Genomic DNA, 13,350 nt, shown 5'->3' on the forward strand with positions numbered 1-13,350 from the left:
TGCTCGTATCTATGACGTATTTAAGAAAGATCCTCAGGTTTGCAAAACCCTATAAAAGTTTTGCAATACTCAATATTATTAGTAATATTTTTTACGCGCTATTTAGCACCCTGGCGTTTATCTCTTTTATTCCAATGCTTAGGGTTTTGTTTGGCCAGGAGAAGCCCGTATACGTAAAACCGGTATGGGACCGAAGCTTTGCAAGTTTAAAAGATTTTGCCAACGATTACTCCAACTATTTCCTAAATCAACAGGTTGAGGAATATGGTCAACTTGCAGCACTTGTAAGTATTTGTATCACCGTTATTGTACTATTTTTTCTCAAAAACCTCTTCAATTACCTGGCGCTATATTTTATTGCTAATCTTAGAAACGGAATGCTTAAAGACATAAGAAACCGCATCTATGATAAAATTGTAGAATTACCGGTTTCGTATTTCTCTGAAAAGCGCAAAGGAGATTTTATTTCCAGGATTACCAGTGATGTTCAGGAAATTCAAACGTCATTTTTAAGTATGTTAGAGCTTTTTGTAAAAGAACCGCTTACACTTATCTTCACATTAGTGGCAATGATTGCATTAAGTCCTAAACTCACGCTTTTTGTGCTGGTATTTCTACCAATCTCTGGACTACTAATTTCTTCTATTGGAAAAAAATTAAAATCGAAATCTACCCAGGCGCAGCAGGAAAATGCAAATTTTCTCACCATAGTTGAAGAATCACTTTCAAGCTTAAAGATTATTAAAGGCTTTAATGCTGAAAATAAATTTAAGGAAAAGTTCTATAGCAGTACAGGTCGTTTAAATCGAATCTTAAATACACTTTTACATAGGCAAAACCTGGCTTCTCCAATGAGTGAGTTTTTGGGAGTGGTAGTTATCACTATCGTTCTTTGGTTTGGAGGAAGAATGGTATTGTTCGACAACACATTGGAGCCTGAAACTTTTATTGGCTTTCTTGTCTTAACCTATAATATTTTAACCCCGGCAAAAGCGATCTCTAAAGCAACTTACTCTATCCAGAAAGGAAATGCCAGTGCAGAGCGAATCCTGGAAATTTTAGAGACAGAATCAACGATACAAGACGATAAAAATGCCTTAAAAAAAGAAAGCTTTGATAATACTATTGAAGTAGAAAACATCAACTTTAGGTATGAGAAAGAGAATGTATTAAAGAATTTCTCTATGCAAGTTGAAAAAGGGCAAATGGTGGCGCTTGTTGGCCAGTCTGGGAGCGGAAAATCTACCATTGCCAATCTAATAACAAGATTTTACGATGTAAATGAAGGCGAAATAATGCTGGATGGGCATAATATAAAAAGTATCACTAAAAAATCACTCAGAGATTTAATGGGATTGGTTACCCAGGATTCTATTCTATTTAATGATACGGTAAAAAACAACATTGCCCTGGGGAAAGACCAGGCTACCGAAGATGAAATTATTGAGGCTTTAAAAATAGCCAATGCCTGGGAGTTTGTAAAAGAGCTGCCTCAAGGATTAAACACAAACATTGGTGACAGCGGAAATAAACTAAGTGGCGGGCAAAAACAACGACTCTCCATTGCCCGTGCCGTACTTAAAAACCCGCCAATCATGATCCTGGACGAAGCTACTTCTGCCCTGGATACCCAAAGCGAAAAACTTGTACAAAAAGCTCTGGAGAATATGATGAAAAACAGAACCTCTATCGTTATTGCCCATAGGCTTTCCACCATTCAAAACGCCGATAAAATTATAGTGCTACATCGTGGAGAAATTGTAGAACAGGGAAAGCATCTCGAATTACTTGCCCAAAAAGGAACTTATCAAAAATTAGTGGAGATGCAATCTTTCGAGTAAACTACCTCTAAAAAAGCCCAAGAGTCATTCGTTGGTAACAAATTTTTAATTTCAAGGCAAGCCTCGGGGGTATTACACCCTTTGGCCGGGCCAATAAATAAATTCAAAATTCAACCTCTAAAAATATTTAAATTTCCGGTATCGCTCAATTAAGCGATAAATAGCAGGATTAATTAAAAAGCTGTTGTTTGGGTATAAAAAAAGGATAGAGCAAACTCTATCCTTTTTTAAATTATTCTTATTTTGGGGCTAATAAGAATATTTGATTTAAATCAATCTTGTTTGGGGCAAAAAATTTAAATCTCATTTATAAAGTAAATATAGGTTAGAAAAACTTATTCACCAAACAAAAAATGCATTTTATCCTATTTTTACGCATTTAGTCGGAAAATCACTTGAAGGTATTGAAAAGAATTTCGGGCTAAATTCTTTTAGAGACTGACTTTAAGAAGAATAAAGTTTTAACTACCTTTGATACCCGTTATACGAGGTTCACCAATTTTATTAAGACTAGCGTCCCTTTGAAAACGTCCGAAAATCTACTTATTAAACGTTTACAGGAAAAAGAAACTTCAGCAGAAGCTTTTAAAGAACTGATTTCCCTATACAAGGAGCGTTTATACTGGCATATAAGAAACATGGTTAAGGACCATGAGGATACCCATGATGTTCTTCAAAATACCTTTATTAAGGTTTTTAAAAATATTCAAAACTTTAAAGGAGAAAGCAAATTGTTTTCCTGGATGTACAGGATTGCCACTAACGAGGCCATTAGCTTTTTAAACAAAAAAGCTAAGCAGCATCAAATTTCTTCAGAAGAATTACAGCAACAGCTTATTGCTAATTTAGAAAGTGACGTGTATTTTGAAGGTGATCAAATTCAGCTTAAATTACAAAAAGCAATTGCCAGTCTTCCCGCGAAACAACAACAAGTATTTAATATGAAATATTTTCAGGAACTAAAGTATAGAGAAATGTCTGAAATTCTTGAAACTAGTGAAGGCGCTTTAAAAGCTTCCTATCATCACGCTGCAAAAAAAATAGAAGAATACTTAAAAACAAATTAAACCTTTTGCCGTTTTTATAGTCAAATACACAAATGAAGAAAGATAAAATATCATATTATTCTAATTCAGGTTTTAAAGCTCCACAAGAATATTTTGAGGGGTTGGAAAATGAATTGCTGAATAAAATACATTTTAACGAAAGCTTGCGCGATATAAAACATGCGGGGTTTACCGTACCTAAAGGATATTTTGATGAAACGGAAGATGGGCTGTTAAAGAAAGCAACTCAAAGCAAACCTAAAGTACGTAGTTTAATTACAAAAGAGGCCTTTTTATATGCAGCGAGTATAGCAGCAATAATCATTGCTTTTGCCAGTACTTTTTATATAAACCCTGAAAATCAAACTAGTTGGGAAAATGTAGAACTTTCTGTTATGGAAAGCTATATAGATAACAATAATATAGAGTTCTCTACCGGTGAAATTTCAAACTATATTTTTCAACAGGGTTATATAATAGATGACACCGATTTAGATAAAGTAGACTCTGAGGCGATGATAAATTATCTTGATGAAAATTTAGAAGAACCCCTTTATATATTAGATGAAAATTAATATGAAAACCCTACTTATAATATTATTGATGTTTTCTGGATTATGGCAAATGCAATCACAGGACAAACATGATAACCATCGTGAGAAAATCAAAGAGCTAAAAACAGCATTTCTAACCCAGGAATTAAACCTCGATAAAAATAAGGCACAAAAGTTTTGGCCAATTTATAATGAATACGAATCTAAATTACATCAACTAAGAAAGCGAGAACATAGAGATCTTCCCAACCTTGAATGTATTACCGAAGATGATGCTGAAAATATGCTGGAAGAATATGTAGCGATAGAAAAGCAGGATTATGTACTTAAAGAAAAGCTTTTTAAAGATTTAAGAGAAATAATGTCTGCCCAGGAAATTATCAAACTTCATAAACTGGAAGATGAATTCCATAAAAAATTAATTAAAGAATACCGCGCCCGTAAAGAACGTGAAAAAAAGAAACAAGAATAGATAAAAGTTAGTTTTTTGGTTAGTTAGTAGTTAGAATCCCGGTTGGTTTAAGTCTTCCGGGATTCTTTTTTACCTAAATGTAAGTTTTGCAATTTGGCCTTTTCCGGCGGCATAAGCAACCGAATCGTTCTTAAACCTCAAAGTGTAAAAACCTTCATTAGAGAGTTCCTCCCAGGTCTCGCCCGAATCTCTAGAAATAGAAATACCGCTAAATCCGGTAGCAATTATCTTTTCTCCCCCACTATTTGGCACAAAATGAACGCTACTTTTATAGCCAGGCTTCTGCCCTTCTGCAACCAGTTTCCAGGTTCTCCCAGCATCTTTTGTTATGGCTTTATTTCCATTATTACCCTCGGGATTGGTATAATCTCCTCCCATAATAACCCCAAAATTCTCATCATAAAAATCTATCGTATAGCCACCGGTAGTTGCTTTTCCGTCAACCAATGGAGTGTTAAAAACTTCCCAGGTCTCGCCCTTATCGGCCGAAAAATATACTCTCGACGTCTTTCCGCCTGATAAAATCCAGGTTTTATCACCCTTAATAGCAATGTTAGAATTACTTGCGGCAAAAGCTGCTTCGCCTTCAACAACTTCCGGTAACAGGTCACAATTTACTTTTTGCCAGGTTTTTCCTCCGTCACGTGTTATTATTATAGAAATACAATTATCTGTTGGATCGCCCATCGCAATTCCTTCCCTATCATTCCAAAAGGCCATAGCATCATAAAAGGCCTTTTCGTGATCTTCTTTATATACCAATTCCATTGCTCCCGAATCTCCTGTTTTATAAAGCAAAGCAGGACTACCTACACTTAACATAAAAAAATCGGTATTTGTGGCAGCAACTGCTCTATATTCCGGAACCAGGCTGTCCAAGGTTTGTGTATTGGTTCGCCAGGTTTTATTATCTAAATTATACATTCCAAAACTGCCCCTATTGGCTGCAAAAGCTAAATTATTACCAATTATTTCTATAGCTCTAATACTTAAGGAGTCATCTTCAAGAATAGGCTCTATCTTTACTGAAGAATAATTTATTTGAGAACTTTTCTCTGGTTGTTTTTCGGTTTTATCCTGGTTTTTACAGCTACTAAGTATGGCAAGCAGGCAAAAAACTATAAGTCGTTTCATAAAAAGATTTTTTATTGACACCTCAAAAGGCATAATACCCCAAGGTTTTACTATTTTGTGATCAAAGATAATTTTTTCTAACGCAATTAGCCCAATTCTAATTCAGGTAAAAAATGCAGATTGTATTGGGAAAAATCTTGATGATTTTATATATCAATTATCCAGAAATTAAACCTCCAATAGTTAGAAAAACCTGAAATAAAGTAGATTATGAGCTTTAGTTCTAAGCCTATATACATTAAATCTCGATTATCGAGTAAAAAACATACCTTTGCAAACTCAAAATTTAATTATGCGGTTACACAGGAATTTGGTTTTTGCGACCATGGATGCCTTAAATGAAATTTTTAATAATGGTAAATATGCCGATAAGGTTATTGAGCAAACCTTAAAACGAGATAAACGCTGGGGTTCCAGGGATCGTAGTTTTATAGCTGAAACCGTTTATGATATTGTTCGTTGGAAAAGACTTTACGCTAAAATTGCTGAAGTTAAAGAACCTTTTGACCGGGAAAACCTATTTCGTCTCTTTACCGTTTGGGCCACTTTACGTGGTATTGTTTTACCAGACTGGCCACAATTTGAGGGTACGCCCACCCGAAGAATTAAAGGTAAATTTGATAGCCTTAGTAAAATTAGAAAATACCGAGAATCTATACCCGACTGGATGGACGAACTTGGGGTAAAAGAACTGGGAGAAAAGATTTGGGAAAAAGAAATAGCTGCCCTTAACCTACAGGCACCAGTTATTCTTAGGGCCAACACCCTTAAAATCACCAAAGATAAATTACGCAGTGTTCTTAAGGATGAAGAAATTATTTCTGAGCCTCTAAAAGGTTACAGAAACGCTCTAAAATTGGAAGAACGTGGCAATGTTTTTAGAACCCAGGCTTTTAAAAACGGCTTTTTTGAAGTTCAGGATGCTTCTTCCCAATTAGTAGCCGAATTTCTTGAAGTAGAACCCGGAATGCGGGTGGTAGACACCTGTGCCGGTGCCGGTGGAAAAACGCTTCACTTAGCAGCTTTAATGGAAAACAAAGGCCAGATTATCGCGACCGATATCTATGGCAATAAACTCAAGGAACTTAAACGCCGTGCTAAACGTGCCGGAGCCCATAATATAGATACACGAAGCATTGACAGCACTAAAGTGATTAAAAAACTTTATGGAACCGCAGATCGTGTATTAATAGATTCCCCCTGCAGCGGACTTGGGGTTTTAAGCAGAAATCCGGATGCAAAATGGAAATTACAACCCGAGTTTATAGACAAGCTTATAAAAACCCAGGCCGAGATAATTGAAACCTATTCTCGTATTGTAAAACCGGGAGGAAAAATGGTGTACGCAACCTGTTCTGTTTTGCCTTCAGAAAATGAAAAACAAGTAGAAAACTTCCTTACAAACACCGAAGAAGGTAAAAAATTCAAAATGCTTAAAGAGCAAAAAATACTTTCTTCAGAAACCGGTTTTGATGGTTTCTACATGGCCCTTTTAGAGAAAAAAGCTTAAGGGTTTTTACCCGAAATCTTTAACTGAATCAATTTCAGGAAAAATCCAGGTATTTTCCCTGAAATTGATTTCCGATGAAAAAATATTACGCATTTCTTCTTACTATCCTGGTTTATTCCTGTGCCGAAGATGATACTTCTATTGAAATTCCGCCAGAAGATAATTTTTCAACTGAAATTTTCTTTTCAGAATATATAGAAGGTAGCTCCTTCAATAAAGCACTGGAAATTGTAAACCTTACAGGCAAAACAATTAACCTGGAAACTTTAGCCTATTCAATAAAAAAACAAGCTAATGGCGATGGGGATTGGATGGGCGAAGTTATGCTTAAGGGTAACATAGCCCATAACGAAACTTTTGTGATAAGTAACGAGGCTGCAGATATTCCTGAAATTACCAACAAAGCCAATCAATTAAAAACCGGGGCTCCTTTAGATTTTAATGGAAACGACCCCGTAGGGCTTTTTAAAAATGGCCAATTAATAGATATTATTGGAATTCCTAATACTTCCGAAGAATTTGCCAAAGACCAAACATTAAGAAGAAAACAAGCTATCAATGAAGCATCTACCGAATTTCGTATAGAGGATTGGGAAGTTCATGAAATGAATAATATAGAGGGGCTGGGAGATTATTAAAATTTCACCTTTCAATTCACCAAAACCAACTTTATCTTTTGGAATAAAGACTTTTTTAAAGCCTAAAAAATGACTTCTGAATACCGATTTGGCTACGATCCTTTCGACCCTAATCAATTAAGAAATCAGCTATATGAATTGCTGCAAAAAAACTCCATTTATTTCTATGCCAACATCATAAAATATTTCCTTTAAAAAACCTAAATTTGTGCTTTCTCAAACAACACAAAACAACATAGAATGATCCTTTTCTTTGGAGACCAAACTACTAAGGTTTATGCAGTAGAAACGCATACCAACCTTACGGCTCAAGACATCACGAAATTAAATTGGCTATTTGGAAATACACAACAAATCAATAAATCTGCGCTTGCAGATTTTTTTGTTGGTCCCCGGGCAGCCATGATCACCCCCTGGAGTACCAATGCGGTTGAAATTACCGAAAATATGGGAATCCATGGTATTATTAGGATAGAAGAGTTCTTGCGAATAGATAAGAATTACCACGATTTTGACCCTATGATCTCACAGAAATATGAAGGTCTGGACCAGGATATTTTTGATATTCATATCAATCCTGAGCCAATCATGGAAATTGATGATATTGCAGCTTACAACCAGCAGGAAGGCCTGGCCCTAAGTACTGATGAGGTTGCTTATTTGCAGGGATTGTCTAAAAAATTAGGTAGAAAACTTACAGATTCTGAAGTATTTGGGTTTTCACAGGTAAATTCTGAACATTGCCGCCATAAGATCTTTAACGGCACTTTTGTGATTGATGGAGAAGAAAAGCCAAGTTCGCTTTTTAAACTAATACGTAAAACTTCTGAAGAGAATCCCAACGAAATTGTTTCGGCATATAAAGATAATGTAGCCTTTATTAATGGGCCACGAGTACAACAGTTTGCTCCAAAACTTCCCGATGTACCGGAGTTTTATGAAAATAAAGATTTTGATTCGGTAATTTCCCTTAAAGCCGAAACCCATAATTTCCCAACTACAGTAGAGCCCTTTAACGGAGCTGCCACCGGAAGTGGTGGGGAGATTCGGGATAGATTGGCAGGAGGAAAAGGCTCTTTGCCACTAGCCGGGACTGCGGTTTATATGACTTCTTACTCCCGACTTGAAAAAGACCGAAAATGGGAAAATGGTATGAAAGAACGGGATTGGTTATACCAAACCCCAATGGATATTTTGATAAAAGCCTCTAACGGGGCTTCAGATTTCGGGAACAAGTTTGGGCAACCTTTAATATCTGGTTCGGTACTTACTTTTGAACATACAGAACACCAAAGAAATTTAGGCTATGATAAAGTAATTATGCTGGCCGGTGGAATTGGATACGGCAAAGCCAACCAGGCACAAAAAGATGTTCCAAAGAAAGACGATAAAATAGTGATTCTTGGTGGTGAAAATTACCGAATTGGAATGGGCGGTGCCGCAGTTTCTTCAGCAGACACAGGAGCTTTTGGAAGCGGTATTGAATTAAACGCCATTCAGAGAGCCAACCCCGAAATGCAAAAACGTGCTTCTAATGCGGTGCGCGGAATGGTTGAAAGTGAAGAAAACCCAATTGTTTCTATTCACGATCATGGTGCCGGCGGCCATTTAAACTGCCTTAGTGAATTGGTTGAAGAAACCGGCGGAAAAATAGACCTGGATAAATTACCGGTTGGTGACCCTACCCTTTCGGCAAAAGAAATTATTGGAAACGAATCTCAGGAACGAATGGGATTGGTTATTGGCGGTAAAAATTATGAAATACTGCGCCGGGTTTCTGAACGTGAACGCTCTCCTATTTACCAGGTGGGTAATGTTACCGGTGATTACAGGTTTACTTTTGAAGGTTCAGAATCTAAACAAAAACCTATGGATTTGGAACTTTCCGATATGTTTGGAAGTTCACCAAAGACCATCATGGAAGACAAGTCGGTAACAAGGGTTTATGAAGATGTAGTTTATTCTTCAAATCATATTAAAGACTATTTAAATCAGGTACTTCAATTAGAAGCTGTGGCGAGTAAAGACTGGCTAACCAATAAAGTAGACCGTTGTGTAACAGGTCGTGTAGCCAAACAGCAAACCGCTGGCCCTCTACAACTTCCATTAAATAATTGTGGTGTAATGGCATTAGATTATAATGGAAAAGAAGGTGTGGCCACCTCTATTGGTCACTCTCCTGTTTCTGCATTGGTAGACCCGGTTGCGGGTTCTAAAAATTCGATAGCCGAGGCACTTTCCAATATTGTTTGGGCCCCATTAGAAAAAGGCTTAAAATCTATCTCACTTTCAGCTAACTGGATGTGGCCTTGTAATAATGAAGGTGAAGATGCCAGACTATATGAGGCGGTACAGGGAGTTTCAGATTTTGCGATTTCCCTTGGAATAAATGTTCCTACCGGAAAAGACTCCCTTTCCATGAAACAGCGTTATAAAGATAGTGAAGTACTTTCACCCGGAACCGTTATTATTTCTGCTGCCGGGCATTGTGACGATATTACCAGGGTGGTTGAACCGGTGTTGCAAAAAAATGGAGGCGACATCTACTACATCAATTTATCACAAGACAGCTTTAAACTTGGCGGCTCTTCTTTTGCGCAAATTTTGAACAAAGTTGGAAAAGAAGTACCTACAATAAAAGACGATAAAAAGTTTGCAGATGCATTTTATAATATACAGGGATTAATCAAACAGGATTTAATTCTTGCCGGCCACGATGTGGCTTCAGGAGGATTAATTACCAGCCTCCTGGAAATGTGTTTTGCAGATAATAACCTGGGTGCCAATATAGATCTTTCGGCATTAAATGAGGAAGACAGTGTTAAATTGCTCTTTAATGAAAACTGCGGAATTCTATTCCAGGCAAAAGACGAAACAGCTGGAAAAGTATTAAGTGATAATAAAATTGAGTTCTTTAAAATTGGAAGTGTAACCGAAACAAATACACTTAACATTAAGAACAATACAGAAAATTTCAGTTTTAATATTAGTGAATTAAGAGACACCTGGTATAAAACCTCCTTTCTTTTAGATCAAAAACAAAGTGGCTTAGACAAAGCAACAGAGCGATTAAATAATTATAAAAATCAGCCGCTGGAATTTAAATTTCCAGAGCATTTTACAGGTCGTATAGCCTCTACCAAAGGTATCGGTAAAAAGATAAAGGCTGCGATTATTCGTGAAAAAGGATCAAATTCTGAACGTGAAATGGCACGCGCAATGCACCTTGCAGGTTTTGATGTAAAGGATGTACATATGACCGATTTGATTTCAGGTAGAGAAACTCTTGAGGATATTAAGTTTATTGCTGCCGTTGGTGGTTTCTCCAACTCTGATGTTTTGGGAAGTGCTAAAGGTTGGGCCGGTGCCTTTTTATATAATGAAAAAGCAAAAAAAGCCCTCGACAACTTCTTTAGTAGAGAAGATACGCTCTCTCTGGGAGTTTGTAATGGTTGCCAACTTTTTATAGAATTAGGATTAATAAATCCGGGGGATGAAGAAAAACCCAAAATGCTTCATAACGCCTCGCATAAATTTGAGTGTAACTTTACTTCGGTAGAAATAAAGGAAAACAAGTCGGTGATGCTTTCCAGCCTGGCCGGTAGTAAACTTGGTATATGGGCAGCGCATGGAGAAGGAAAGTTTAGTTTTCCTTATAAAAAAGAGCATTATAATATTGTTGGAGAATACGGCTATGATGCATACCCTGCCAACCCTAATGGCTCTAACTACAACACCGCCATGTTAACCGACGATTCGGGGAGACACCTGGTGATGATGCCACACCTGGAGCGTTCTACTTTTCCATGGAACTGGGCTTATTATCCAAAAGATAGAAAAGGAGATGAAGTAAGCCCATGGTTAGAAGCCTTTGAAAATGCAAGGAAGTGGTTAGAAGAGAAATAAAATTTTAACAGAAGACCTTGTTTACAGAAAATCTTTTTATTTGAAATCTCGATTATCGAGTAAACTTTTTAAAACGCCCGTGGATATTTATCCCGGGCGTTTTCTTTATAAATTAACCGGTTGATTATCAAATTCATATTACCGATCATTCTTTAAACTTTTCCAATCTCATTTATTAAGTTTTTATATTCTTATTAAAAAATCTGGTTATATTTTAATTTTTCAATTTGAAATAGAGCGCAAATTTGCTATTTTGCAAGGTATATAATAATTCCACACCCAACATGAATAAACCAACAAGACTATTTGATTTCCCTTATTTTCAACTGGAAACACATGCTTTAGAAAAGGCCCTGGTCACTAAATATAATGGTATCTGGGAGGCTCTTTCTACCCAGGAATATATTGATAAAGCCAATGCTATAAGTCGCGGGTTATTGCGTCTTGGGATTAAACCAAACGATAAAATTGCTATAATATCTACCAGCAACCGAACGGAATGGAATGTTATGGATATTGGGGTGTTACAAACAGGAGCGCAAACGATACCTGTATATCCTACAATTTCTGAAGAAGACTACCAATATGTATTAGACCACAGTGAAGCGGTATTTTGTTTTGTTTCAGACTCAGAAGTCTTAGAAAAACTTAATTCCATAAAACAGAATACAAAACTAAAAGAGGTTTATAGTTTTGATGAAATAGAAGGTACTAAAAACTGGAAAGAAGTACTGGATCTTGGAGAGGACAAAAGCAACCAGGATGAGGTAGAACAACTAAAAAAAGCGGTAAAGCCAGATGATATCGCTACTTTAATCTATACCTCGGGAACTACGGGAAGACCAAAAGGCGTTATGCTTTCACATAAAAACCTTGTAAGCAATGTACTGGATAGCTCGCAGCGTGTTCCTTTTGAAAGGGGCACCTATGTTGCACTTAGCTTTTTACCGGTTTGCCACGTATTTGAGCGTATGATATTATATTTATATCAATACTATTCGGTTTCTATTCACTTTGCAGAGTCTATAGATAAAATTAGCGATAACCTTAAAGAAGTAAAACCACATGTAATTACAGCTGTACCCAGGCTTTTAGAAAAGGTTTACGATAAAATAATTGCCAAAGGCTCTACTCTGGGCGGAATTAAACAAAAATTGTTTTTCTGGGCGGTAGAATTAGGTTTAGAATATGAACCTTACGGTGCTAACGGATGGTGGTACGAAACCCGGCTTAAGCTAGCCCGAAAATTAATTTTTTCTAAATGGAAAGAAGGTTTGGGGGGAAATATTGAATTAATAGTATCTGGTTCGGCTGCTCTTCAACCCAGACTTGCTCGTGTTTTTGCCGCTGCAGAAATTCCGGTAATGGAAGGCTACGGCCTAACCGAAACTTCTCCGGTTATTGCGGTGAATGACCAAAGAAATAGAGGTTTTAAAATTGGAACTGTTGGAAAACCTATAGATAATGTAACCGTAAAAATTGCTGAAGATGGAGAAATTTTATGTAAAGGTCCCAACGTGATGAAAGGCTATTATAAGGAGCCTGAAAAAAGTAAAGAGGTCTTAACTGAAGATAATTTTTTCCATACCGGCGATATTGGGGAAATTGATAACGAAGGCTTTCTTAAAATTACCGATCGTAAAAAAGAAATGTTTAAAACTTCGGGTGGAAAATATGTTGCACCCCAGCTTATTGAAAATACCATGAAACAATCTCGATTTATAGAGCAAATTATGGTTATTGGAGATGGAGAAAAAATGCCTGCTGCATTCATTCAGCCAAACTTCGAGTTTATAAAGGAGTGGGCAAAACGAAAAAATATAGACCTTGGCGATGCCTCTGAAAAGACAATCGCCGAAAACGAACAGGTTAAAACCCGTATTCAGGAGGAAATAGATTTTTATAATGAAAGGTTCGGTAAATGGGAACGCATAAAAGTGATAGAACTCACAGGAGAAGTTTGGGGAATTGAAGAAGGCCACCTTACCCCTACTATGAAATTAAAGAGAAGAAATATTAAAGACCGTTACAAAAAATTATACGATAAAATTTACCAATCTATATAATAATGTTAAACCCTTCTCTCCGAAGGGTTTTTTTATACAATTCCTTTAAATTTAATGGGTAAATTACCTAATGGCAAGCCAACGAGGCATTAAATGAAAAGATTTTTTTATTTCGAGGCTGGCCTCTGAGCATTAAATATTGATTATCGAATAACTAAAGCATGCCTTAGAAATACTATTGAG

The 13,350-nt window shown here is 36.6% G+C and carries 10 protein-coding genes; 9 read left to right on the top strand and 1 reads right to left on the bottom strand.

Going from position 1 to position 13,350, the window contains the following annotated elements; translation table 11 throughout:
• The first annotated feature begins 11 nt into the window (after nt 1–11).
• The 4 genes from I6U49_RS09855 (at nt 12) to I6U49_RS09870 (ending at nt 3,913) form a co-directional block, all read left to right on the top strand.
• On the top strand, nt 12–1,841 hold the full coding sequence (locus tag I6U49_RS09855; protein WP_198628544.1) for an ABC transporter ATP-binding protein: 1,830 nt from the start codon (nt 12–14) through the stop codon (nt 1,839–1,841).
• 521 nt (nt 1,842–2,362) lie between these two features.
• A complete protein-coding gene (locus tag I6U49_RS09860) occupies nt 2,363–2,908 on the top strand; it encodes an RNA polymerase sigma factor (RefSeq protein WP_198628545.1) in 546 nt (181 codons plus the stop codon).
• Nucleotides 2,909–2,940: 32 nt separating this feature from the next.
• Nucleotides 2,941–3,462, top strand: coding sequence for a hypothetical protein (locus I6U49_RS09865; protein ID WP_198628546.1), 522 nt, complete (start codon nt 2,941–2,943; stop codon nt 3,460–3,462).
• A 1-nt stretch (nt 3,463) separates the two neighbouring features.
• Nucleotides 3,464–3,913, top strand: a complete 450-nt coding sequence (locus I6U49_RS09870) for a hypothetical protein (protein WP_198628547.1) — start codon at nt 3,464–3,466, stop codon at nt 3,911–3,913.
• A 69-nt stretch (nt 3,914–3,982) separates the two neighbouring features.
• Here I6U49_RS09870 and I6U49_RS09875 read toward each other — a convergent pair whose 3' ends face one another.
• Nucleotides 3,983–5,047, bottom strand: coding sequence for a WD40/YVTN/BNR-like repeat-containing protein (locus I6U49_RS09875; RefSeq protein ID WP_198628548.1), 1,065 nt, complete (start codon nt 5,045–5,047; stop codon nt 3,983–3,985).
• 292 nt (nt 5,048–5,339) lie between these two features.
• Between I6U49_RS09875 and I6U49_RS09880 the strand changes: the two genes are divergently transcribed.
• The 5 genes from I6U49_RS09880 to I6U49_RS09895 all read left to right on the top strand — a co-directional run bounded on the left by I6U49_RS09880 (nt 5,340) and on the right by I6U49_RS09895 (nt 13,167).
• On the top strand, nt 5,340–6,557 hold the full coding sequence (locus tag I6U49_RS09880; RefSeq protein WP_198628549.1) for an RsmB/NOP family class I SAM-dependent RNA methyltransferase: 1,218 nt from the start codon (nt 5,340–5,342) through the stop codon (nt 6,555–6,557).
• A 74-nt stretch (nt 6,558–6,631) separates the two neighbouring features.
• On the top strand, nt 6,632–7,195 hold the full coding sequence (locus I6U49_RS09885) for a lamin tail domain-containing protein (RefSeq protein ID WP_198628550.1): 564 nt from the start codon (nt 6,632–6,634) through the stop codon (nt 7,193–7,195).
• 69 nt (nt 7,196–7,264) lie between these two features.
• The gene (locus I6U49_RS17095) at nt 7,265–7,390 is read left to right on the top strand and encodes a hypothetical protein (protein WP_262894964.1); all 126 of its coding nucleotides are present in this window, start codon (nt 7,265–7,267) and stop codon (nt 7,388–7,390) included.
• 45 nt (nt 7,391–7,435) lie between these two features.
• Nucleotides 7,436–11,101, top strand: a complete 3,666-nt coding sequence (purL, locus tag I6U49_RS09890) for a phosphoribosylformylglycinamidine synthase (RefSeq protein WP_198628551.1) — start codon at nt 7,436–7,438, stop codon at nt 11,099–11,101.
• 284 nt (nt 11,102–11,385) lie between these two features.
• On the top strand, nt 11,386–13,167 hold the full coding sequence (locus I6U49_RS09895) for an AMP-dependent synthetase/ligase (RefSeq protein WP_198628552.1): 1,782 nt from the start codon (nt 11,386–11,388) through the stop codon (nt 13,165–13,167).
• Nucleotides 13,168–13,350: the final 183 nt, after the last annotated feature.

Origin of the sequence: Salegentibacter maritimus (genome assembly GCF_016236915.1) — a bacterium.
GTDB lineage: Bacteria > Bacteroidota > Bacteroidia > Flavobacteriales > Flavobacteriaceae > Salegentibacter > Salegentibacter maritimus.

Coding starts and splice junctions, on each gene's coding strand:
- I6U49_RS09880 (WP_198628549.1), top strand. CDS start 5,340: ATGCGGTTACACAGGAATTTGGTTTTTGCGACCATGGATGCCTTAAAT.
- purL (WP_198628551.1), top strand. CDS start 7,436: ATGATCCTTTTCTTTGGAGACCAAACTACTAAGGTTTATGCAGTAGAA.
- I6U49_RS09875 (WP_198628548.1), bottom strand. CDS start 5,047: ATGAAACGACTTATAGTTTTTTGCCTGCTTGCCATACTTAGTAGCTGT.
- I6U49_RS09885 (WP_198628550.1), top strand. CDS start 6,632: ATGAAAAAATATTACGCATTTCTTCTTACTATCCTGGTTTATTCCTGT.
- I6U49_RS09870 (WP_198628547.1), top strand. CDS start 3,464: ATGAAAACCCTACTTATAATATTATTGATGTTTTCTGGATTATGGCAA.
- I6U49_RS09895 (WP_198628552.1), top strand. CDS start 11,386: ATGAATAAACCAACAAGACTATTTGATTTCCCTTATTTTCAACTGGAA.
- I6U49_RS09865 (WP_198628546.1), top strand. CDS start 2,941: ATGAAGAAAGATAAAATATCATATTATTCTAATTCAGGTTTTAAAGCT.
- I6U49_RS09855 (WP_198628544.1), top strand. CDS start 12: ATGACGTATTTAAGAAAGATCCTCAGGTTTGCAAAACCCTATAAAAGT.
- I6U49_RS17095 (WP_262894964.1), top strand. CDS start 7,265: ATGACTTCTGAATACCGATTTGGCTACGATCCTTTCGACCCTAATCAA.